This window comes from Pantoea sp. BJFS-204 (genome assembly GCF_049310725.1).
Lineage (GTDB): Bacteria > Pseudomonadota > Gammaproteobacteria > Enterobacterales > Enterobacteriaceae > Pantoea > Pantoea agglomerans.
The window spans coordinates 613,883-636,105 of record NZ_JBMOWE010000001.1; the positions used below are offsets into that span (position 1 = coordinate 613,883).

The window sequence follows — 22,223 nt, forward strand, 5'->3', positions numbered from 1 at the left end:
GATGGAACATCTGGTGGCATTGCGCCGCGACCTGCATGCGCACCCGGAACTGGGCTTTCAGGAGCAGCGCACCAGCGACATCGTGGCGAACTTTCTGCAACAGCTGGGCATTGAGGTGCATCGCGGCATCGGTAAAACCGGCGTGGTCGGGATACTGAAAAAGGGCAGCAGTGAATGCATGATTGGCCTGCGGGCTGATATGGATGCGCTGCCGATGCAGGATCAGAGCGGCACCGACTGGCAAAGCCGCGCGGAGCAGGTGAGCCACGCCTGCGGCCACGACGGTCACACCGTGATGCTGCTGGGAGCCGCAGAAAAACTGGCGCGCGACGTCAGCTTTGATGGCAGCGTCTGCTTTATCTTCCAGCCCGCCGAAGAGGGGCTGGCGGGCGCAAAGGCGATGATTGACGATGGCCTCTTCAGCCGTTTTCCCTGTGAGGCGGTCTACGCCATCCACAACTGGCCGGAACTGCCGCTCGGCCAGGTACAGACCCGCCCTGGCGCGATCATGGCAGCGGCTGACCGTTTTGATATCCGGGTACTGGGCGGAGGCGGTCATGCCGCGCAGCCGCATCTGACGCGCGATACTCTGCTGGCGACCAGCGAGCTGGTGGTGCAGCTGAATACTCTGGTCTCACGCGCCCTGGATCCGTGCGAAACGGCGCTGCTCACCGTCACCCGGATGCAGGGCGGCTTTTCACACAACATGATCCCGGCGGAGGCGAACATCACCGGCACGGTGCGCACTTTCAGCCCTGCAGCGCAGGCGACGATTGAAGCACGACTGCGTCAGATGGCGGAGCACATCACCGCCGCCCACGGTTTGCACGCAGAGGTCAGCTATCTGCGCTACTACCCGGCGACCCTGAACAGTAATGCTGAAGCGCAGTTTTGCCTGCAGGCGCTGACGCAGGCGGGCATTAAGGCTGAGGCCGCGCCCCAGCCCGCACTTACCTCAGAAGATTTTGCTTTTATGCTGCAGGCGCGGCCCGGTGCCTATCTGTGGCTGGGGTCGGCACCCTGCAAGCCGCTGCATCATGCTGCATACGACTTCAACGATGCGCTGATCCCGCATGGCGTTAACGTTTTTGTCACGCTGATTCGTCAGGCGCTGGCAGAGAAATTTCCCTGCTGAATGCCGCAGGATTTTGACAGGAAATGCCGCTGTCTGAGGAATTACGGCAGCGTGACAAACCAGCGGGTTGCGATACTTGAGCCAACCGAACGTTACGTGGATGAGGGTTTAAAATGCAGAATGTCATGGCAGAGCAGCAAGCATACTCCGATAACAGCCTGTTACTGGATGCACGCGAGCAGAACGTGCCGCGCGGCGTAGTTACCGCCCATCCGCTGGTGATCGAACGCGCCAGAGGCAGTGAAGTGTGGGACGTGGAGGGCAATCGCTATCTCGACTTTGTCGGCGGCATCGGGGTGCTGAATGTCGGCCACAATCACCCGGCGGTGGTCAATGCGGTGACCCGCCAGCTCGGTCTGGTGTCTCATGCCTGCTTTCAGGTGGTGGCCTATCCGGGCTACATCGAGCTGGCGCAGCGGCTGAACAAACTGGTGGGCGGCGATGAGGCGTACAAAAGCGTCTTCTTTACCAGCGGCGCCGAAGCGGTGGAAAATGCGGTGAAGATTGCCCGCTCACACACCCAGCGCTCTGGCATTATCGCTTTTGATGGTGCGTTTCATGGCCGCACCCTGCTGGGTATCACCCTGACCGGCATGTCCGCGCCTTACAAACAGAATTTTGGCCCGTTCCCCGGCGATATTTACCGTCTGCCCTTCCCGAACCCGCTGCACGGTATTACTGAAGCGGACTGCCTGAAAGCGCTGGATCAGCTGTTTGCGGTGCAGATCCTGCCGGAGAGGGTCGCGGCGATTATCATTGAGCCGGTTCAGGGTGACGGCGGCTTCCTGCCCGCTGGCCCGGCATTTATGCAGGCGCTGCGTCGCATCACCAGCCAGCACGGTATTCTGCTGATTTGTGATGAAATCCAGTCCGGCTTCGGGCGTACCGGCACGATGTTCGCCTTCCAGCAACTGGGTATCAAACCCGATTTAGTCACGCTGGCGAAAAGCCTGGGCGGCGGTCTGCCGATTTCCGGTGTGGTGGGGCGTGCGGAGATCATGGATGCACCGACGCCTGGCGGGTTAGGCGGTACTTATGGCGGCAACGCACTGGCCTGTGCGGCGGCGCTGGCGGTACTGGATCTGTTTGAGCAGGAAAACCTGTTGCAGCGCTCCTGCCAGCTTGGTGAGCAACTCAATGCACGACTGCGGCAACTGGCGGATAAATATGCCTGCATCGGTGACGTCCGCGGCGTAGGCTTTATGCAGGCGGTGGAGATCCTCGATTTCGAAACCGGTCGCCCGGATGCGGCCTTAACCCAGAGGATCCTCGACAGCGCCTGCCAGGAAGGATTGCTGCTGATCAAATGCGGCCTGCATCGCAACACCATCCGTTTCCTGGCGCCGCTGGTCACTACCGACTCACAGCTGGAAGAGGCGCTGCATATCTTCGATATTGCGCTGGCCCGCGCCACAGGCCGGTTGGGGTAAAGTGCCATTCCTCATTGATATTGTTAAAGTAATTTGAAAATCTCCCGCTGGTATAACCACTGCGAAGCGCTGGCGCGTTTACGGTAAAGCGTGATATACCTTCGGGAGGTTCTGCACATTTAATTAAGCGTCTATCCCATCAGGCTATTTCATTTGTCAGTCTGAACCTGGTCAGTGCTTACAATCCTCACGTACGCCATGTACGCGCCGGTTGTTCCGCGCTGTCCGTCTCCAGACTGCCTGCAACAATGACGCCTGGTGGGACAGACTCTGACAATGAGGGGGGTGCTATGAACGGCTTAATGAAACTCGACCGCATCGACATCAACATCCTGGTGCAACTCCAGAAAGATGGCCGTATCAGCAACGTTAACCTCGCCGACGCCGTAGGCCTTTCGCCCAGTCCCTGTCTGCAACGGGTCAAACGTCTGGAACAGGCCGGTTTTATCACCGGTTATGAAGCGCACATTAATCTCACCCGCATTACCGATTCGGTGACGGTCTTTACCGAAGTCACCCTGTCAGGCCATCGCCGCGAAGACTTTATGAAATTTGAAAGTGCGATGCGCGACGTCGATGAGCTGATGGAGTGCCATCTGATTACCGGCGGCTATGACTATTTGCTGCGCTTTATTACCCGCAGCATTGAACATTACCAGGAAGTGATTGAGAAGATGCTCGACGCTCAGATCGGCATCGATAAGTACTTCAGCTATATCGTGATCAAATCCCCGATCATGAAAAGCAGCGTGCCGTTGCGATCGCTGATCGGCAAGCACAATTCGGTGGAGTTCGGCGTGTAGCGGGCGGCCAGGCGTCGCCCTCGCCATGTTTACCGGTGGAGAGAGGGCCGTCACCTGCCTTGTTTCTGCTTACTCTTTCCTGATTCACCCCAGCCGCACTTTTGTTCGCCCATCCGCTTCACTTCTCCCGTTAATGTGCCAGATGCCCCCTCAGCATAAAATTTCTTCATGACGCAAAATTCAGTCGCAACAGCCGGTTCTGTGGCGCGCTACAGCCTCAACCGTTGGGCGAACCCTTTTACACTGTTTTCAACCGATACAAGGAGTTGTCATGGACTCATTACAGATTGCTGACCAGCAGTGGCAGCGCGAGGCGTTCACTGTCTCCACCAGCCGCCAGCGGCTCGACCTGGCGTGGATCCACATCCAGCTGGCGGAGAAGTCCTACTGGGCCAAAGGCCAGCCGCTGGCCAAAACCGTGCGGGCGATTGCCGGTTCGCTGCCGTTTGGCCTCTATCACCAGCAGAGTCAGATTGGTTTTGCCCGCCTTATCACCGACTACACCCGGTTTGGCTGGCTGTGCGACGTGATGATTGATGAAAACTGGCGCGGTCACGGGCTGGGCAGCTGGCTGGCAACCTGCGTCCGTGAACACCCGGAGCTGCAAACGGTGCATCGCTGGATGCTCTCAACCCAGGATGCCCATCAGGTCTATCAGCGGCTCGGCTGGCGTGTGGTGCAGCATCCCGAGGCGCTGATGGAATTTCCCCCTTCCTGACACTGGAGTTACCCTGATATGCGATACCGCGTTGGCGTGGATATTGGTGGATCCTTTACCGATTTCGCCGTGCTCGATCAGCAAACGAACCAGATTCACACCCTGAAAGTCCTGTCGCGACCGGATCAGCCAGGCAGCGAAATCGTTACCGGGCTGGCGCAGTTTCAGCAGCATCAGGGCATTGACCCCGCTGAGATTGGCTACTTCACCCACGGCACCACGGTAGGCATTAACGCGGTGATCCAGCGGCGCGGTGTGCGGCTGGCACTGTTCGCCACGGAGGGCTTCTGCGATGTCCTGGAGCTGGCCCGGCTTAAAATCCCGCATATTCACGATCTTTTCTCCCGGCGTCCTGCTCCGCTGATCACCCGCGATCGGGTGTTTGCCATCCGTGAACGCAGTGACGCGCACGGCAACGTGCTGCACGCGCCTGATCGTCAAAGCGTGCTCGACGCAATCGCTCAGGCACGCGCGGCAGGTTGTCAGGGCATTGTGGTGTCGCTGCTGCACAGCTATCGCAACCGGCACAATGAAGCGGCGGTGAAGGCGATTATCGACGAGGTGGCACCCGAGCTGCTGACCTCCTGTTCCGCTGACATCTGGCCGATCATCCGTGAATATGAACGCACCATTACCGCCACCATTAATGCCTACGTGCAGCCGATGGTGATCCACTACCTGGAATCCTTTGAGCAGGCGCTGCAACGGCTCGGCGTCAGGCCGCCGCCGCGCATCACCAAATCCAACGGCGGGGTGATGGGCGTCGATCAGGCGAAACGCGAATGCGTGCAGATGGTGCTCTCCGGCACCGCATCCGGGGTGATTGGTGCCAGCTATCTCGCCAGCGCCTGTGGTTTTGACAAAATCCTCAGCCTGGATATCGGCGGCACCAGCGCCGACGTGGCGGTGATCATCGACGGCAAAGTGGCGCAGGGCAACGGCGAAATTATCGGGGATTTCCCAATCTTTATTCCTTCTGTCGCCGTCACCTCGGTGGGTCAGGGCGGCGGCTCGCTGGCGTGGATCGATGGTCAGGGCGTGCTGCAGATGGGCCCTGACAGTGCGGGATCGCTGCCTGGCCCGGTCTGCTTCCAGCGCGGCGGCACGCAACCCACCGCCACCGATGCGTTCGCCGCCTGCGGCATGATGGGCCATGGCGCGCTGGGTTATAACGCCGTCACTGTTGATGTGGACGCCGCCTGTGCGGCCTGGCAGCCGCTGGCGGATGCGCTTGGCGTCACGGTGCAGGAAACGGCAGAAACCGCCATCCAGCTGGCGATCTCCAGCATGTACAGCGACACCAGCGGGCTGCTGTCGCGCTTTGGTCTTGATCCGCGTGAATTCTGGTTCCTCGCCTTTGGCGGAGCGGGTCCGATGATGGGCTGCTTTCTGGCCCGCGAACTGAATATGAAAGGGGTGATTGTGCCGCCGACGCCGGGCGTGCTGTCCGCGCTGGGCGGGCTGGTGGCGGACATTCGTAACGACTTTATCCGCACACTCTACGGCGATCTGACGCCCGCCCTGGCCGACACCCTGGCCAGTGAAGCCGAAGCATTACAGCAGCGCGCCTGTGGCTGGCTGGCACAGGAGCACGGCAGCGACATGCCTTACAGCCTGCAGTTCAGCGCGGATATGCGCTATCGCGGTCAGTCGTTTGAGATCGACGTACCGCTGGAGGCGAACTGGCTGGCGCAGGCGGATTTCACTGCGCTGCATGACGCCTTTGATCGCCAGCACCAGCAGCTGTTTGGTCACTGTGACCCGCAGGCGCCGGTGCAGTTGATCAACCTGCGGCTGGTGATTGCATCACCGACGCCGAAACCGGTGATTAACCCACTGGCTCCGGCCACGGAACCGGTGCCGGTACTGAAACAGACCAGGGCGTGGATCGACGGCGGCTGGCATCAGGTTGATTTAGTGCTGCGTTCGGTGCTGCGTGCCGGACATCAGCTCAGTGGCCCGGTCATCATCGCCCAGGATGACTGCACCACCTGCGTGCCGCCCGGCATGGGCGTCACGGTCGATTCATTCGGTAATCTGCTGATCACGGCGAACGAGGCATAACATGGCGATTGATGGACGTAACTTACAGATCCTGGCGAACTACTGCGCCGCGGCTGCCGATGCGATGGCCTTTACCCTGATGCGCACAGCGCACTCCACCTTTGTGAAAGAGACGGAAGATTTCTCCTGCCAGATTGTCAGCCGCAGCGGCCTGGCGTTTGCCTCGCCGCGCAGCTTCGGCGCCCCCTGGTACAGCGGCATCGACTATGCGCCGGTGCTGGCACTGATTGAAGAGTACGCTGACGGCGACATCTGCATTACCAACGACGCTTACGCCGGCAACGTGGCGACCCACTCGCCCGATATCCATATCTGGAAACCGGTGTTCCACCAGGGTGAAATTGTCTGCTTCGTGGTGGGCCACATTCATAACACCGACGTCGGCGGCGCGGTACCTGCCTCGCTGTCGCGCTCGCTGACCGATATCGTGCAGGAGGGGATTCGCATCCCGCCGCTGAAGATCATGCGGCAGGGTCAGCTCAACGAAGAGGTCGCCAGCATCATGCGGCTCAATGTGCGGGTGCCGGATCAGAACTGGGGCGATTTCAAAGCCCAGCTGGCGTCGGTGAACGTCGGCGAGCGTAAAATCCACGACATTATTGCCCGCTTTGGCATCGCCGATTTTTTGCAGGGCATTGAGGGCATTCTCGATTACGCCGAAGCGCAGGCGCGCAGCATTATCAAAACCATTCCCGACGGGGAATACTTCTATGCCGACTACGCCGATGAAGATGGCGAGGGCGGTTATCCCTGCCGTATCGCCATTACTCTGCGGGTGCAGGGCGATCAACTGGAGCTGGACTACACCGGCAGCGATCCGCAGCTGGCCTCGTCGCTGAATATGCCGACTGGCGGACGTGAGCGGCATCCGCTGGCGCTGGTGGGTGTTACCTATGCGCTCTCTACGCTGGACCGTTCACTGCTGCTTAACGCCGGTACGCTGCGACCCACTAGGGCAATCCTGCCGCCTGGCACGGTCATGAACTGTGAAGCGCCCGCAGCGGTAGGGATGCGCTCCCTGACCTGTGCACTGTCGCAGATTGCCACTATCGGCGTCTTCTCGCTGGCGATGCCGGAGCGTTTGCCCGCGAATTCACCGGGCGGCAACTCAATCATGAACATTCGTACCCAGACGCAGAATCGCAGTGTGGTCGCCTCGCTGGGTCCGGTGGGCGGCGGCGCGGGCGGCACGCCGCGTCACGATGGGCCTGACGGCTCCGGCGGTCTTTCAGCCTTTCTGAAAAACACCCCGATTGAGATCAACGAAGCGGAAGTGCCAATCCGCTTTCATCGCTACGGACTGGCCCAGGACAGCGCCGGAGCCGGTCGCTATCGCGGCGGTTTAGCCACCGAAATGGCATTTGAGGTTTTCTCGCCCAATACCACCATTACCGCGCGCAACCGTAACCGATCGGTGTTTGCCTCGGCGGGTGTCGTCGGCGGCCAGAATGGGGCGCTCTCTTACTTCCGTACCCGGCGCGACGGTGAGGTCATCAATCACGGTAACACTGATGTGATCCACTGCCTGCCGGGTGACGTGGTCGAAGTGCGCGGACCCGGCGCGGGCGGTTATGGCCTGCCGACACAGCGCGATGCCGATGCGGTGATGCAGGATGTGCGCTGCGGTTATCTCAGCGTCGCGGCAGCCAGGACGCAGTATGGCGTGGTAGTGGTTGATCACCACGTGGATCGGGCAGCAACGGAGCACCTGCGCGCCACGATGCCGCAGCAGGCTGCGGACCATTTTGAGCACGGCGAAGCACGGAGTCGCTTCGAAATGCTCTGGACGCCACAGCGTTATCAGTTACTTACCGCCTTTCTGGCAAGCGCGCCGGTGAGCTGGCGTCACTTCCTGAAAACCCAGGTATTCCGGGCGGTGGCAGAGATAGGCGAAACGGCGGATATGGCACAAATATTCAGTGATTTGCGTCAGCGATACCCGGCAATGGCGAACAATTAACGGCGATTGCTCATCGTCTACTACGCTTTAAGTCTGCATGGACTACAAGGGGAAACGCGACGATGAGCATGAAAACCAGTGATTTTTTTGTCCAGCGCCTGAAAGAGTGGGGCGTCACACGCATCTACGGTTATCCGGGCGATGGCATAAACGGGGTGCTGGGCGCCATTCAGCGTGCTAACGCCAAAGGCGACGGCATCGAATTTATTCAGGTACGCCACGAAGAGATGGCGGCCTTTATGGCGGCCGGACACGCCAAATTCACCGGTGAGCTTGGCGTCTGCCTCTCTACCGGCGGGCCGGGCGCGACCCATCTGCTGACCGGACTCTATGACGCCAAAATGGATCATGCTCCGGTGCTGGCGATTGCCGGCCAGGCGGAAGCGACCGCGCGCGGCTCCAGTTATCAGCAGGAGATGAACCTGGATCGCATCTTCTCGGATGTTGCCAACTTCGTTCAGGAAGCCTCGACTTCGACCCAGGTGCGCCATCTGCTCGACCGGGGCGTGCGCATCGCCAAAGCGCAAAACGGCGTGGCGGTGATCATCATCCCTAAAGATATTCAGGATGAAGAGTGGCAGCCGCCGCAGCATCTGCACGGTTTTACCCATTCCGGCAGCGGCTATCAGCGTCCTAAAGTGATCCCTTATGAAGCGGATCTGCAACGCGCCGCTGAAGTGCTTAACGCCGGTAAAAAAGTGGCGATTCTGATTGGCGCAGGCGCTCGTAACGCCGCCGTCGAGGTGGTACAGGTCGCCAATGTGCTGGGTGCGGGCGTGGCAAAAGCGCTGCTGGGCAAAGATGTGCTGCCGGACGATGCGCCGTTTGTGACCGGTTCGATTGGCCTGCTGGGCACGAAGCCCTCATCCGATTTAATGCAGAACTGCGACACCCTGCTGATGATCGGCAGCGGCTTCCCGTGGACAGAGTTCCTGCCGGAAGAGGGCAAGGCGCGTGCGGTGCAGATAGACATCGATCCCGCCATGCTCGGCCTGCGCTATCCCAGCGAAGTGAATCTGCATGGCGATGCGGCTGAAACCCTGCGCGCTCTGCTGCCGCTGCTGGAGCACAAAGAGGATCGCAGCTGGCAGGAAGATATTGCGCTTCAGGTGCGCGACTGGTGGACGCTGATGGAAGAGCGCGCCATGGCACCGGCTAATCCGGTCAACCCGCAGCGGGTGGTGTGGGAGATGTCGCCACAACTGCCGGATAACGCCATTGTCACCTCGGACTCTGGTTCCTGTGCCAACTGGTTCGCCCGCGACTATCGGGTTAAGCAGGGTCAGCGCGCCTCGCTCTCCGGTGGCCTGGCCTGTATGGGCGCGGCGGTGCCTTATGCGATTGCCGCAAAATTTGCCCATCCCGACAAACCGGTGGTGGCGCTGGTGGGTGACGGTGCGATGCAGATGAACAATATGGCAGAGCTGATCACCATCCAGAAATACTGGCAGCAGTGGGCCGATCCACGCCTGATCGTCTGCGTGTTCAACAACCAGGATCTCAATCAGGTTACCTGGGAGCAGCGGGTCATGGAGGGGAATCCCCGCTTTGACGCTTCGCAGCAACTGCCGGACGTGAAGTATGCCGAGTTTGCGCAGTCGCTTGGGATGGTCGGTATTTTTGTCGATAATCCTGACGATCTGGCGGCGGCCTGGCAGCGTGCGCTCAGCGCCGACCGCCCGGTATTGCTGGAGGTGAAAACCGATCCGGAAGTTGCCCCGTTACCGCCGCACATCACCTTTAAACAGGCGAAAGCCTTTATGGCGTCAATGGTGAAAGGCGATCGCGGTGCGGCACAGATCATCAGCGACACCGCCAGCCAGCTGTTCAATAAATAGCATTAAGGGCTAAGTGGGGCGGTCGCGCCTCGCTAACCTTAAATCCCGGATGCACTCGCGTCCGGGTCTCCAGTCACTTCATCATCATCAACGGGAGTCTTACCATGACTGCTCACTCCAGCCCTGTCTGGTTAATATCGGGATGTTCGACCGGATTTGGTCGTGAACTGGCGCAGCAGACCATCGCGCGTGGTTTTAAGGTCGTCGTGACGGCACGTGATACATCTTCCATTGCCGATCTGGTTGAGGGACACGACAACGCGCTGGCAGTAGCGCTGGATGTGACCCACCAGGCGAGCATCGACCAGGCGGTCAAAACGGCACTCGACATGTTCGGCACCATTGATGTGCTGGTCAACAACGCCGGTTACGGCTATCAGAGCTCGGTGGAAGAGGGTGTGGAAAGCGAGATCCGCGCGCAGTTTGATGCCAACGTCTTTGGCCTGTTTGCCCTGACCCGCGCCGTGCTGCCCGCGATGAGAAAGGCGCGCAGCGGCCACGTCATCAACATTACCTCGGTGGCAGGCTTAATTGGCTTTGCCAGCTCAGGCTACTACTCTGCCAGCAAACATGCGGTGGAAGGCTGGTCAGATTCGCTGGCGCTGGAAGCGGGACCGCTGGGCATTCGCGTCACCTGTGTTGAGCCAGGTCCGTTCCGCACCGATTGGGCCGGACGCTCCCTGCATCAGACGCCGAGCACGCTGCCAGACTATGCAGAGACTGCAGCCGCACGGATGAAAGCCACCGCCGAATACAGCGGCACTCAGAAGGGCGATCCGGCGCGAGCCGCCACGGCAATGATCGCCATCACTGAGCATGACAACCCGCCACGCCATCTGGTGATGGGCGCCTGGGGCCATGATGCCGTAACCAGCAAGCTTACAGAGCGGCTGGCTGAGATCGAAGCGTGGAAACAGACGTCGGTGGAGACAGATTTTCCGGAGTAGAGGTGACAGGGCATGAATGCTATTTCTGCAGGCGAACTGAAAAACCGATTGAGCACGGCCGATCCTTTAATGCCAACTACGCGTGTTTTGCCTGGTTGAGAGGGTATTAAAATTCCGGACATAGCATTTCAGGGCATTACGCTAAAATCCAGTGAGCAGAATCAGCGCCATCTCATTCGCCAGTGCGCTGAGTTCATGTTCGACATCTGCTGACTCCGAAGCAGGTTGAGCGTTAAGCGTAATGTCCAAATCTTCAGCACAGGTACGATCGCCAAAAAGCATTAACGCCTTATCGCCATGCTGCCTGGAAGACCACTGAATCCCCTGTGCATCCGGATTAGAATGATGTATTTGCTCTGCCCATTGCTGGGTTTCAGGGTAGTGATCAGCAGTTGAACCCAGCAGCTCACCTTGCGTAATGCCATGTCTTTTCATAAAGCGTGGATTGAGGTCCACCAGCTTAATCTCTACTTTAGGGGTGAGCTGACTGTGGGACAGCTTATTCAGAACTGTGAGGTCAACGGGCGCATTTTCACAAGGCGTAGGGAGATCGTGTAATACCGTCTCCATTAGAGCAACCGACAGCGTTTTACCGCCATAAAGCGTCGGGATGATGCGACCCGCATGGTCAGTAATTGGGCTGAAACGTCCCACGCCTTTTCCTGGATTGAACTCCGCGGCGCCATACTGCGACCAGTGAATGCGGTCAATAGTTTTACCTTTCGGCCAGGTGACCAGAGAGGCCGATAAATCATCATCTTTGCAGGGTGTTTTGATCTTTTTAGCCATGAACCGGACCTTCCTTTGCCCGCTGTGCCGCCTCCAGTACTTTTTCCGGTTCGAACGTCATGAGATTTTTAGGCTTTTCATTACCAAGCCAGCTATTTGGCGTGCCAAACCAGACGGCCAGGGTCCATGGCGTTTTTGATTCTCCAAACAGCGCGATGATTTTTTTCATCAGCGGCAATGGCTGCCCGCCAACGTCCAGCCCATAGGCCGGATAGAGATCCCTGCCTTCAAAGGAAAGGGCAAAAATCTTTCCGGTTCGCTTCCACCGGTTAGGTAATCCGCTTGGATTTTTCACAGTGGCGCTGCTCCCGGCACGGCGTGAAACTTCCTGCGCAGGCAACCACTCGCTGTCGTCCAGAATATGCTTCCTGAGTTGTTCCAGCTTTGCGGTGTTATTAATCGTGACAGGCTGTCTGGTCTGTTCTGCTGTCGCCATGTCGACAGCGCTGAAAGGCGACTTACCGTGACTGGCGAGCTGACTTACGCCCGATACGGCCCGGAATGCGGCATCCAGTGCGATTTTAAAGGCGGCTTCATCCACAGAGACTGGCCGTTTTACCACATAGTATTGCGCTGGCTCATCATGGCAGTGCGGGACTGAGACTGTGATCTCTGCTTGCCCACCCTGAGACCGGGAAGAGGAAATGCTGCCTGCCGGCACTGGAATAACGTCGAAGCCAGTGGTTTTATCAGACCTGATCATGATTTTACTCCTGCTGGCAAAATACAAATATCGAATATCGCCAATATATCGCATGTAGCGAGAATTCTCTACATTTACTGATCAAAAACCATCCAGCGATTGACTGAGCTTTGGCATGAAACGAGCTCAGGAACCACACGCCCCCTTATCGCGCAGCCCTGCGCCATCATCGTGCTGGAAAAATAAACAGTCGCCTCCACCTGGCATCATAAGAATTCGATCTTGTATCCCAGCCCGTATTCCATCTGGCATCCCCGTTTCAGACCGGTTGATTCACCGCTAACTGGCACGCTTCATGCACTAGCTGACAGGTACACTTTTGGCGAGGTAACCCATGTTTGACTCCTTATTAGACGAAGATGCCACCACGATGGCTGCTCTGATTCGCAGCGGGGACGTGTCGGCTTGTGAGCTGACCGTGGCGGCGCTGGCGCGGATGGAACAGCGGGAACCGGCGATACAGGCTTTTTGTACCCCGACGCCTGAACTGGCAATGGCACAGGCCAGAGCCGTGGATGCCCGACGGGCACGCGGAGAAACACTGGGCGCGCTGGCGGGCGTACCGCTGGCGGTGAAAGATTTAATCTGCACCGCAAACGTCAGAACCACCTCCGGTTCGGTGGCGTACAAAGATTTCGTGCCGGAAGATGATGACATCACGGTGGAACGGTTGCTGGCCGCCGACGCAATTCTGCTTGGCAAAACCACCGCACCGGAGTTTGGTTACAGCGGGGTCGGGCACAATCCGCTGTTTCCGTCGCCACGGAATCCCTGGGATTTGAGCATGACGCCAGGAGGGTCCAGCGCCGGTTCGGGTGCGGCGGTGGCGGCGCAGCTTTGCCCGATTGCACTGGGCAGCGACGGCGGCGGGTCGGTACGCATTCCGGCGGCGCACTGCGGTATTTTCGGCTTCAAGGCGTCGATGGGCCGGGTGCCGCTGTGGCCCGGCTGTCGTGATGAACGCTACCCCGGCGTGTCGAGCTGGGAGTCGCTGGAGCATATCGGCCCGATGACGCGCAGCGTGCGCGATGCCGCGCTGATGATGTCGCTGATGGCGGGACCGGATATGCGCGATCGCCACTCGATTCCCTGCAGCGATGTCGACTGGCTAGGCGCGCCACTCCATCTGCCAGGCAAACTGCGCATCGCCTTCAGCGCGGATTTTGGCTATGTGGCCGTTGATCCGGAAGTGCGGGCAGTGGTCAGCGCGGCGGTGCAGCGTTTTGCCGCTGAAATCGGTGCTGAACTGGAACTGGCCGATCCCGGCTTCCCTGATCCGTCGGCGGCCTTTGGCGCGCTGGTGGCGATAGAGAGCGATCTCACCGGTATGCGCCGGATGATGGCGAAGCAGGGCAGCGAGATGTCGCCGCACCTGGTCGCCATGCTGCAGCGCGACTGGCGGGCGGAAAACTTCACCGATGCCATCACCACCCGCAAAGCGGTCAGCAACAGCCTGTGGCGCTTTATGCAGCGCTTTGACCTGCTGATTACCCCGACGCTGGCGGTGCCGCCGTTTCCGCTGGGGATGCAGGGACCGGAGATCATTGATGGCCGCATGGTCCGCAGCGATCACTGGCTCTCGTTCTGCTACCCCTTCAACTTCACCGGTCAGCCCGCCGCGTCCGTTCCCGCCGGTTTTACTGCCAGCGGCTTGCCCGTCGGTCTGCAGATTGTCGGACGTCATCTTGATGATGCCTTAGTGCTGGCTGCCAGTGCCGCTTTCGAGCGCATTCAGCCGTGGAATCACCTTCAACCCGGAATCGCCCAATGAAAACGTCTACTACGCCTGCGCTGGAGCAGGAGTTTGAACATGAGCCGGTACCGCTGTCGCACCGTCATTCTACCCGCTCCGTCTCGGCCGTCTGGTTTGGATTTCCGATGATCCTCACCAATGCGCTGTTTGGCGGCATCATCACCTGGCATCTGGGGTTCTGGCCTGCGCTGATCGCCATTCTGCTGGGAAACCTGGTGCTGTTCGCCTATGTCGGCGCGCTGAGCTGGTACGCCGGTAACAGCGGAATGAATTTCGCCCTGCAGGCCAGACGCACCTTTGGCAGCAAAGGCTACATCCTTGTCTCGGGTTTTCTCTCGACGGTGGTGATCGGCTGGTATGCCTTCCAGACCGGTCTTACCGGCACGGTCATTAATCAGACCTTTGGCTGGAATGCGCTGGCGGTGACGGCATTTGCCATGATCCTCTATACCAGCATTACCTTCCTGGGCGTGCGGGCGCTGTCGGTGCTGGGGATGATCGCCGCGCCGCTGTTTGTGGTACTGGGAATGGTGGCGCTGTGGCTGATTAGTAAACAGCACGACTTCTCCGTGGTGACGCAGTGGAAGGGCAGCGCCAGCGCTGCCGGTGCAATGAGTATGGGCACCGCCGTCACCATGGTGGTGGCCGGTTTTGCTGACTCCGGCACCATGACCGCTGACTTTACCCGCTGGTCAAAGAATGGCCGTTCGGCAGTGATCGCCGCGTTCTCTGCCTTTCCGGTCGCTAACGTCATCTCCTATCTGTTTGGTGTGGTGATTGTGGCCGTGGGCGCCGCGGTTGATCCGCTGACCAATGGCGGTAACTTCCTGCCGATGCTGATGGGGCACAGCGCCTTTTTGTCGGTAGTGGCCTGCCTGTTTGTCTTTATCAATCTCGGATCGGTCTGCACACACTGCCTCTATAACGGGGCGGTGGGCTTCAGTCATCTGTTCAGCAGCAAAATGCGGCTCTGGACGCTGATCCTGGGTGCCATTGGCGGCGTGCTGGCGCTGGCGGGCGTCTGGTCTTACTTCCTGGAGTGGCTCAGCCTGCTCGGCATTGTGGTGCCGCCGTTTGGTGCCGTGATGATCGTGGATTTAATTTTTATGGCGCGCATCAGCGAGCAGCGTCCGGCGCAGCGTTTTCGTGGTACTGCGTTTGCCGCATGGGCGATTGGCAGCCTGTGTGCGGTGATCGCCCACGTCGCTTTCCCTCAATTTGGTGAAGCGGTTATTGGTCTGGTAACTGCCGCCATCAGCTACAGCGTGATCAGCAAAATGCGCATGCCGCGCCCGGTAATGGAGAACAGCAATGCCCGACTACAGCGTTAATTCAACCCCCTACGCCTGGCCGTTTGACGGCACTTTTACACCGGCTGACACCGCGCTGATCGTGATTGATATGCAGACCGACTTCTGTGGCGTGGGCGGCTATGTCGACAGCATGGGCTATGACGTGAGTCTGACCCGCGCGCCCATCGCACCGTTGCAGCAGGTGCTGGCGGCGATGCGCGCCCGGCAGTTTCCGGTTATTCATACCCGCGAAGGGCACCGGCCCGATCTCAGTGATTTGCCCGCCAACAAACGCTGGCGCTCGCGGCGAATGAACGCCGGGATTGGGGATGAGGGACCGTGCGGCCGTATTCTGGTGCGCGGTGAACCGGGCTGGGAGATTATCCCGGAGCTGACACCGCTGCCGGGTGAAGTGGTGATCGATAAGCCGGGTAAGGGATCGTTTTATGCCACCGATCTGGAGCTGATATTGCGCAGTCGCGGCATCCGTAATCTGATCCTCACCGGTATTACCACCGACGTCTGCGTCCACACCACGCTGCGCGAAGCCAACGATCGCGGCTTTGAGTGCCTGGTGCTGTCTGATTGCTGTGCTGCGACCGAGCAGCATCATCATGAGGCGGCGCTGAGCATGATCCATATGCAGGGCGGCATCTTTGGCGCGGTCGCCCATTCTGCCGCGCTGCTGGATAGCCTGGGGGTTTAATTTCCCGCAACAACGGGTGAAGGGTGATGTTGATCTTCTGATCTCAGATGCATCACGCAGCCGGAAAGCCTGAGCACAGAGCTGCGCTCAGGCTTTCCACATCAGCGATCACTCGTGCTGCGCGTTGTCTGGCGCAATCGTTTTCATCAGTGCTGCGAGCTGATCGGCGGGCACCGCCTGACTGAACAGATAGCCCTGCAGCTGATTACAGCCCGCATCTGCCAGCGCAGACATCTGCCCTGGCGTCTCGACGCCTTCTGCTGTCACCATCAGACCCATGGCATGACCCAGTTTCACCACCGATTCAACAATCGCCACTGAATTTTCCGCCACGCCCAGCGACTGGGTGAATGAGCGATCGATTTTGATTTTATCCACCGGAAAGTTGCTGAGATAGTTCAGGCTGGAGTAACCGGTGCCAAAGTCATCCAGCGCAATCCGGAAGCCCGCGTCACGCAGCTCCACAATAATGGCGCGTGCTTCACGTTCATCTTCGATTAACACCCCTTCGGTGATCTCCAGTTCCAGGCGCTTCGGATCGCCGCCGTTCTGGCTGACAATCGCCATCACCCGCTCAACAAAGCCGGTAGAGCGGAACTGCACCGGCGAGACGTTGACCGCCACCAGCAGCTCGGGAAAACGTTGCTGAGTGACGCAGGCTTCAGCCAGCACCCATTCGCCCAGCGGAATAATCAGGCCGGTCTCTTCGGCAATCGCGATAAATTCACCGGGCGCAATCAGGCCGCGGGCTGGATGGTGCCAGCGCAGCAGCGCTTCGATGCCCACCATCTGCTGACCGCCAATATCCATCAGCGGCTGATACCACACCTCCAGCCCCTGATGGGTATGCAGCGCCGTACGCAGGTCGGCAGCGATGGTCTGTCGGGTCCGCACCGACTCATCCATCGCCCGTTCAAACTGACGATACGTGCCGCGCCCGCCGCTTTTGGCCTCATACAGCGCAATATCCGCTTTGCGCATCAGTTCCAGCCGATCAACCCCATCTTTGGGTGCCAGCGCCAGTCCGATACTGGCACCACTCCAGACATCGCTGCCAAACAGCGTAAAAGGCTCACTCAGTTCGTCGATAATGCGCTGTGCCAGGCTATGCACCTGGCCGATATTATCGACATCTGGCATCACCACGATAAATTCATCACCGCCGATGCGTCCTACCGTATCGCTGGCCCGCACGATACGGCTCAGGCGCTGTGCGACCGCGATGATCAGTTCATCTCCGGCATGATGACCGTGAGTGTCGTTGATGGTTTTAAAGCGGTCGAGGTCGATGAGCAGCAGCGCCACCCGCTGATCGTGGCGCGTCGCCAGAGCCAGCGCCTGGGTTAAGCGGTCTTCGACCAGTGCGCGGTTCGGCAGGCCGGTCAGCACATCATGAAACGCCAGATGCTGTGCCTGAGCCTCCGACGCGCCGAGCCTGAGCATGGATTGCGAGAGGTTCACCGAGGAGTTCCAGAGTCGCCGCACCATATAAAGGCAGAGCAGGGATATCGCCAGTACCGCCAGCCCGGTAGATGGCCCGATGGTGCGCAGCATCTGCGCACCGGGACGGGAGGGGATCCAGTTCAGATAGCCAACCGCCTCACCCGCCTGCGCGATCAGCAGATAGCGCGCACCGGTTCCCGGCTGTGGCGTGCCGTCGGAGAAGTGCAGTCCCTGCAGCTGATTGCGTTCCGCCAGGCCCGCCAGATAGCCGTCATCAAGAAATTTCAGGCTCACCAGCCGGAAACGCGGCAGGGCATTGCTCTCCCGCTGGATGTTACCTACTGCCAGCGCGGCGGCCCGGTTTGTCACACGGGCATAATCGGCGTTATCGTGGCGTGCCGGATCGTTGACCAGCGAGCTTTGCAGCACCTCACCAATCAGCGGGTCATCTTCAGGGGCAGAGACCGGCTGGCCTTCGCGCCAGACTCTGACGATTTGATTTTGCTGGTCCAGCACCAGAATCAGCTGATGGCCGAACATCTCATACAGCCACAGCCCAATGTTCTCATCCAGCCACCTGCTGCTGTTGACCTCTGCCAGATGCTGCTCAAAGGGTCCCCAGCGCGACAGGCTATGCAGCTGGCGCAGATGCTCATTCAGACTCTGTGAAAAAGAGGCTTCAATCATCCGTTGCTGCTGATGGCGGGCCTCCGTATTGGTGAGTGAGGTACCAACAAAGAGCGCAGCGCCTGCACCTACAAACGTCAGCAGTAAGATAGCGACCAGCGGCACCAGGACTTCACGCAGGAAACTGCGACGAAAATCAGAGGAAAGTTTAAGGGTGTTAATCATATTGTTGTTTTTCTCAGCAGCAGGGGAACAGCTTAAAAATTAGCAGATGGCACAAAAACGTCCACGCAAAGCGTTACGCTTAGTGATTCTGGCAACGTTTTTGTTGCCGGATGGTCAGGGCAGCCTAAATAATGGGGAGTGAAAAAGTGGCCGTGTTGTATCAGATATTTTAATGGGGTTAGCTGGCTGGACGGTGACATGAGGGCCAACATTCGGCCTCTGTATCAGTAGCCATAAGGCTGGCGCGCGACAGCCTCTCTGGACGCATCACCGTGCATTTCCTGTTAACTTCGCCGCTATGGTTCATACTCATGTGCGCTGATTGTGTTACGAACGGATAGCCGTGAAGACAACGGTTACTGAGTTTGTCACTTATCTGACAGCCTGAGGTTGTCAGCTTACTATAAGGGAAAATAATGCCATTGTTATTCGGTGAGTTATCTGGTTTCCCGTCATGGGTGCCTGTTGTATTACTCGTCTCGCTCTCTTTTGTGCTGGGATTTCTGGCCCGCCTTATCCTGCTCCGGTTCATCCGCTACTGGCAGATTCGTGACAGAAAACTGTTTAAATCCCTTGAGAAGCATCTTAGCGGCTCGATGTTCTTTTTTATTCCGTTATTAATGATTAATGTCGGCGTTAATTACATCGATTTCCAACCGGAATCTCTCTCTTTAATCACCAATATCATCAATGTCTTTATTATTATGTCATTTTGCTCGGTCTTAATCCGGCTGACCAATGTGGCGCAGGATATGCTTTATATCCGCTATGACATTAATATTTCCAATAACCTTCGTGCGCGCAAAATTCGCACGCAGATTATCTATGTCAAAAAAGTAGTTATTGTTATCCTGGTTCTGTTCTGTGTTTCGCTGATTCTGCTCAGCTTCCCTGGCGTCCGGAAATTCGGCACCACCATCCTGGCGGGTGCCGGTGTCGCCGGTATCATTATTGGTTTTGCGCTGCAGAAGTCGCTGGTCAATCTGTTCGCCGGTATTCAGATCGCCTTTACCCAGCCTATTAAAATTGATGATGCGGTAGTGGTAGAAAAAGAGTGGGGCTGGATTGAAGAGATCAACCTGACCTATGTGGTGGTGCGCATCTGGGATTTGCGTCGGCTGGTGTTGCCGATCACCTACTTTACCGAAAATCCGTTTCAGAACTGGACGCGCAATAACGCCCAGATCTTAGGCTCGGTGTTCCTTTACGTGGATTACTCCATGCCGCTGGAGCCGCTGCGCAAGCATTTTGAAAAGGTGCTGAGCGAAACCAAGCTTTGGGATCAGGAAACCTCTGTGCTGCAGGTGACCGACACCACCGAGAAAACCATGACCATCAGGATGCTGATGACCGCGCAGAACTCGCCGATCGCCTTTGATTTACGCTGTTACGTGCGTGAGAAGATGATTGAGTTTATTCAGCAGAATTACCCGGAAAGCCTGCCGCAGGTGAGAGCATCACTGACGGATACCGGGCGTGAGAAGGTGGGAATAGGGACGGCAGAATAGGGGCAAGCTGGGAGCGGCAGTCTGCGTGGGTGTGTGCATCCTGATGGCTGTTGCTCCGTTGTTCTTTCAGGGCAGGCGATGGCGTGTTTGTCCGCCTGGTGTCTGAAGCGGACATAATTGTTTTGGCCATCTTCTGGTAGGCCCGATGTCTGCAGAAGAAGCTGCAGACATCAGCCTGACTCAGTTAAAAGCTCACCCACGGATCGCTTGAAACTTTTTCTTTTACCTGAACAGACGGTATGGCCGGGGAGCGTAAGTCTGTCACGACCGCACCAGTCTGCAACCTGAACCGGCTGGTAATCGCACTTAACGATTTAACCTGTTCCTCCAGTACACCCGTAGCAGCAGCAGAAGCCTGAACCAGCGTGGCGTTCTGTTGAGTCACACTGTCCATTTCGGTTACAGCCGTGCCGATCTGATTTATTCCCTTACTCTGTTCAGAAGACGCCGCCGCAATCTCTCCCAGCAGCGAGGTCACGCCGGTCACATCGCTGATAATTTTTTCTGTTGTCAGCGAAACCTGAGCCACTTTCTGCTCACCCAGACCGACGTTCAGATTGGATTCAGCAATCAGCTTTTCAATTTCCCGAGCAGACTGTGTGCTGCGTTGTGCAAGCGTGCGAACTTCGTTAGCAACCACAGCAAAACCGCGACCCTGGTCGCCTGCACGTGCTGCTTCTACCGCTGCGTTCAGTGCCAGAATGTTTGTCTGAAAGGCAATGCTGTTTATTACGGAGGTAATTTCACTGATGGCCATTGCGCTGGTTTTGATGTCTGCCATCGTGCGCACCACTTCCCGCATTGCCGCGCCGCATTCCGAAGCGGTTCCGGAAGCCGCAGAGGCCGCGTCGCTGGCGACTGAGGCATTACCGGCGTTGAGTGAGACAGTAGACGAGAGCTCCTCCATGCTCGCCGCGGTCTCTTCGAGCGCTGCCGCCTGTTGCTCCGTGCGGCTGGAAAGACTGTGGTTGCCGTCGCTTATCTGCGTGGTAACGCGAGCCACTTCGCTTACGCCATTGACGATTTCACTGACCATCGTTTTCAGGCCAAGCTGCATATTTTCAAGCCCCTGCAGAAGCCTGCCCATTTCATCGTTGCGGAGATTGTGGAACTCCGATGTCAGATCGCCGGCACCAATGGCTGCCGTTACTTCGCCAGCACGACGCAGGGGCTTGATCAGCACATTTTTCAGTACCACCGCCACAATGACTGAAGCCAGGATAAAGAGTATGACCGACACACCCGCAGCAACATAAGCAATGTGCGTATCGGTATCGGCCTGTTGGGTGATGTTTACGGCTGACTGTTTATGTATGGCAATAACCTTGTCCAGCGGAACGCGGTAAGCCTCATCAAGTGCCACGACTTTTGTACCAGCAAGCATCAGAAAAGCGGGTACATCCCTTTTCTGCAGCGCGGTGAAAAGGGCACCAACGCCTTGCTGAGTGTAATCGTTGTAGCGTGCGGCCAGCTCCCGTGACAGTTCCGCTTCACCGGCCATTTTTGGTGCAGCCTGATAGGCCTGCATAAAGCGCAAGCCGCCATCATAGTAAAATCTGGCCTGGGCCAGCGCGGCATTAAACGCCTCTGGATTGCTGCCGTCAGCATAAGGAACAGCGGCCAGCAGTGTGGTGCGAGCGGCACGTATCCAGTTCGTCGTGTCAGCGACGCCAAGGGTTGCAGAAACTTCATGGTTGAGATTTTTGAGAGATTCCGCACTGCGATTCAGATAGATCACACTCAGCAATGAAGAAGCAAGAAAGACAAAAAACAGAAACAGTCCGGATAACGTCAGGATCGTGGTGAGACGGGTATTTTTCAGCATGGCAGTAAAGCTCCAGGTAAGATGTCTTACGATTATCGGCCTGGAGCAGCCAGAGATTACTCACGGTTATTAACCAACGGCAGTGCAAAAATCGCGCATAAATTTAAGAAGGCAGGCTTCAGTAAAAATAAAATGACAATTTAAAATTATGATGTTGAATCAGATGGTTTATTTATTTTTTAAGGTTTTGAATATTCAGATTAACTTAAAAAATAGTGGAAAATTACAATGTTAATTTGAGAGGGAATGATGGAATACCATCAAAAGGGCATCAGAATTTTGCCAGCCGGGATGCTTTTTGATTCAATTATCTGCGACTTCTACTCTTTTTCAGTTTTTGAAAAAGCCTTTGGGACATGATCAACTGTTCAGGAATTACGTCCGTTTTCTCTCATTGAGTACCTGACCCTGGTTACCTCATTAATCCTCTCCAGAACGTGCTGATATTGCCGCTTAA

At 57.6% G+C, this 22,223-nt stretch carries 16 protein-coding genes and 1 pseudogene; 13 read left to right on the plus strand and 4 right to left on the minus strand.

What is annotated here, in order from left to right:
- Window position 1 precedes the first annotated feature (1 nt).
- The 8 genes from ACO6VX_RS02670 (at window position 2) to ACO6VX_RS02705 (ending at window position 10,895) form a co-directional block, all read left to right on the plus strand.
- Window positions 2-1,135, plus strand: coding sequence for a M20 aminoacylase family protein (locus tag ACO6VX_RS02670; protein ID WP_045140246.1), 1,134 nt, complete (start codon window positions 2-4; stop codon window positions 1,133-1,135).
- Window positions 1,136-1,248: 113 nt separating this feature from the next.
- Window positions 1,249-2,565 (plus strand): 4-aminobutyrate--2-oxoglutarate transaminase, encoded by a 1,317-nt coding sequence (gene gabT, locus ACO6VX_RS02675; RefSeq protein ID WP_172608031.1) that lies wholly within the window; start codon window positions 1,249-1,251, stop codon window positions 2,563-2,565.
- 290 nt (window positions 2,566-2,855) lie between these two features.
- Window positions 2,856-3,368 carry an Lrp/AsnC family transcriptional regulator gene (locus ACO6VX_RS02680; RefSeq protein ID WP_010247853.1) on the plus strand — a complete coding sequence of 171 codons (513 nt, stop codon included), beginning with the start codon at window positions 2,856-2,858 and terminating at the stop codon, window positions 3,366-3,368.
- A 271-nt stretch (window positions 3,369-3,639) separates the two neighbouring features.
- Complete coding sequence (locus ACO6VX_RS02685; RefSeq protein ID WP_060680517.1) at window positions 3,640-4,086, plus strand: GNAT family N-acetyltransferase; 447 nt, start codon at window positions 3,640-3,642, stop codon at window positions 4,084-4,086.
- A gap of 18 nt (window positions 4,087-4,104) precedes the next feature.
- On the plus strand, window positions 4,105-6,150 hold the full coding sequence (locus ACO6VX_RS02690; protein WP_022624956.1) for a hydantoinase/oxoprolinase family protein: 2,046 nt from the start codon (window positions 4,105-4,107) through the stop codon (window positions 6,148-6,150).
- A gap of 1 nt (window position 6,151) precedes the next feature.
- Window positions 6,152-8,110: a hydantoinase B/oxoprolinase family protein gene (locus ACO6VX_RS02695; protein WP_422457601.1), complete on the plus strand. Its 1,959-nt coding sequence runs from the start codon at window positions 6,152-6,154 to the stop codon at window positions 8,108-8,110.
- A gap of 62 nt (window positions 8,111-8,172) precedes the next feature.
- A complete protein-coding gene (locus ACO6VX_RS02700) occupies window positions 8,173-9,948 on the plus strand; it encodes a thiamine pyrophosphate-requiring protein (RefSeq protein WP_422457602.1) in 1,776 nt (591 codons plus the stop codon).
- A 104-nt stretch (window positions 9,949-10,052) separates the two neighbouring features.
- Window positions 10,053-10,895 (plus strand): oxidoreductase, encoded by an 843-nt coding sequence (locus ACO6VX_RS02705; protein WP_422457604.1) that lies wholly within the window; start codon window positions 10,053-10,055, stop codon window positions 10,893-10,895.
- Window positions 10,896-11,036: 141 nt separating this feature from the next.
- Here ACO6VX_RS02705 and ACO6VX_RS02710 read toward each other — a convergent pair whose 3' ends face one another.
- Together ACO6VX_RS02710 and ACO6VX_RS02715 are read right to left on the minus strand one after the other, a co-directional pair.
- Window positions 11,037-11,684, minus strand: coding sequence for an RES family NAD+ phosphorylase (locus tag ACO6VX_RS02710; protein ID WP_422457606.1), 648 nt, complete (start codon window positions 11,682-11,684; stop codon window positions 11,037-11,039).
- The gene (locus tag ACO6VX_RS02715; RefSeq protein WP_232526429.1) at window positions 11,677-12,441 is read right to left on the minus strand and encodes a hypothetical protein; all 765 of its coding nucleotides are present in this window, start codon (window positions 12,439-12,441) and stop codon (window positions 11,677-11,679) included. Before ACO6VX_RS02715 ends, ACO6VX_RS02710 begins: the two co-directional genes overlap by 8 nt.
- A 280-nt stretch (window positions 12,442-12,721) precedes the next feature.
- On the opposite strand from ACO6VX_RS02715, the gene ACO6VX_RS02720 reads away from it, so the two are divergent.
- The 3 genes from ACO6VX_RS02720 to ACO6VX_RS02730 are packed head-to-tail and all read left to right on the plus strand — an operon-like array spanning window position 12,722 to window position 16,138.
- The gene (locus ACO6VX_RS02720) at window positions 12,722-14,158 is read left to right on the plus strand and encodes an amidase (protein WP_422457608.1); all 1,437 of its coding nucleotides are present in this window, start codon (window positions 12,722-12,724) and stop codon (window positions 14,156-14,158) included.
- Window positions 14,155-15,471, plus strand: coding sequence for a purine-cytosine permease family protein (locus ACO6VX_RS02725; protein WP_422457610.1), 1,317 nt, complete (start codon window positions 14,155-14,157; stop codon window positions 15,469-15,471). The genes ACO6VX_RS02720 and ACO6VX_RS02725 overlap by 4 nt, the downstream gene beginning before the upstream one ends.
- Complete coding sequence (locus ACO6VX_RS02730) at window positions 15,452-16,138, plus strand: isochorismatase family cysteine hydrolase (RefSeq protein WP_346549559.1); 687 nt, start codon at window positions 15,452-15,454, stop codon at window positions 16,136-16,138. The genes ACO6VX_RS02725 and ACO6VX_RS02730 overlap by 20 nt, the downstream gene beginning before the upstream one ends.
- A gap of 108 nt (window positions 16,139-16,246) precedes the next feature.
- Here the strand turns inward: ACO6VX_RS02730 and ACO6VX_RS02735 are convergent, their stop codons facing one another.
- Window positions 16,247-18,433, minus strand: a complete 2,187-nt coding sequence (locus ACO6VX_RS02735) for a putative bifunctional diguanylate cyclase/phosphodiesterase (protein ID WP_422457613.1) — start codon at window positions 18,431-18,433, stop codon at window positions 16,247-16,249.
- Between the two features lie 54 nt (window positions 18,434-18,487).
- On the opposite strand from ACO6VX_RS02735, the pseudogene ACO6VX_RS02740 reads away from it, so the two are divergent.
- Both ACO6VX_RS02740 and ACO6VX_RS02745 read left to right on the plus strand, forming a co-directional pair.
- Window positions 18,488-18,565: pseudogene (locus ACO6VX_RS02740) on the plus strand (hypothetical protein); the annotation flags it as partial.
- Window positions 18,566-18,849: 284 nt separating this feature from the next.
- Window positions 18,850-19,941 (plus strand): mechanosensitive ion channel family protein, encoded by a 1,092-nt coding sequence (locus ACO6VX_RS02745; protein ID WP_033758264.1) that lies wholly within the window; start codon window positions 18,850-18,852, stop codon window positions 19,939-19,941.
- Between the two features lie 184 nt (window positions 19,942-20,125).
- Here the strand turns inward: ACO6VX_RS02745 and ACO6VX_RS02750 are convergent, their stop codons facing one another.
- On the minus strand, window positions 20,126-21,766 hold the full coding sequence (locus ACO6VX_RS02750) for a methyl-accepting chemotaxis protein (protein WP_163640121.1): 1,641 nt from the start codon (window positions 21,764-21,766) through the stop codon (window positions 20,126-20,128).
- Between the last annotated feature and the right edge of the window lie 457 nt (window positions 21,767-22,223).

Coding starts and splice junctions, on each gene's coding strand:
- ACO6VX_RS02670 (WP_045140246.1), top strand. CDS start 2: ATGGAACATCTGGTGGCATTGCGCCGCGACCTGCATGCGCACCCGGAA.
- gabT (WP_172608031.1), top strand. CDS start 1,249: ATGCAGAATGTCATGGCAGAGCAGCAAGCATACTCCGATAACAGCCTG.
- ACO6VX_RS02680 (WP_010247853.1), top strand. CDS start 2,856: ATGAACGGCTTAATGAAACTCGACCGCATCGACATCAACATCCTGGTG.
- ACO6VX_RS02685 (WP_060680517.1), top strand. CDS start 3,640: ATGGACTCATTACAGATTGCTGACCAGCAGTGGCAGCGCGAGGCGTTC.
- ACO6VX_RS02690 (WP_022624956.1), top strand. CDS start 4,105: ATGCGATACCGCGTTGGCGTGGATATTGGTGGATCCTTTACCGATTTC.
- ACO6VX_RS02695 (WP_422457601.1), top strand. CDS start 6,152: ATGGCGATTGATGGACGTAACTTACAGATCCTGGCGAACTACTGCGCC.
- ACO6VX_RS02700 (WP_422457602.1), top strand. CDS start 8,173: ATGAGCATGAAAACCAGTGATTTTTTTGTCCAGCGCCTGAAAGAGTGG.
- ACO6VX_RS02705 (WP_422457604.1), top strand. CDS start 10,053: ATGACTGCTCACTCCAGCCCTGTCTGGTTAATATCGGGATGTTCGACC.
- ACO6VX_RS02710 (WP_422457606.1), bottom strand. CDS start 11,684: ATGGCTAAAAAGATCAAAACACCCTGCAAAGATGATGATTTATCGGCC.
- ACO6VX_RS02715 (WP_232526429.1), bottom strand. CDS start 12,441: ATGCGATATATTGGCGATATTCGATATTTGTATTTTGCCAGCAGGAGT.
- ACO6VX_RS02720 (WP_422457608.1), top strand. CDS start 12,722: ATGTTTGACTCCTTATTAGACGAAGATGCCACCACGATGGCTGCTCTG.
- ACO6VX_RS02725 (WP_422457610.1), top strand. CDS start 14,155: ATGAAAACGTCTACTACGCCTGCGCTGGAGCAGGAGTTTGAACATGAG.
- ACO6VX_RS02730 (WP_346549559.1), top strand. CDS start 15,452: ATGCCCGACTACAGCGTTAATTCAACCCCCTACGCCTGGCCGTTTGAC.
- ACO6VX_RS02735 (WP_422457613.1), bottom strand. CDS start 18,433: ATGATTAACACCCTTAAACTTTCCTCTGATTTTCGTCGCAGTTTCCTG.
- ACO6VX_RS02745 (WP_033758264.1), top strand. CDS start 18,850: ATGCCATTGTTATTCGGTGAGTTATCTGGTTTCCCGTCATGGGTGCCT.
- ACO6VX_RS02750 (WP_163640121.1), bottom strand. CDS start 21,766: ATGCTGAAAAATACCCGTCTCACCACGATCCTGACGTTATCCGGACTG.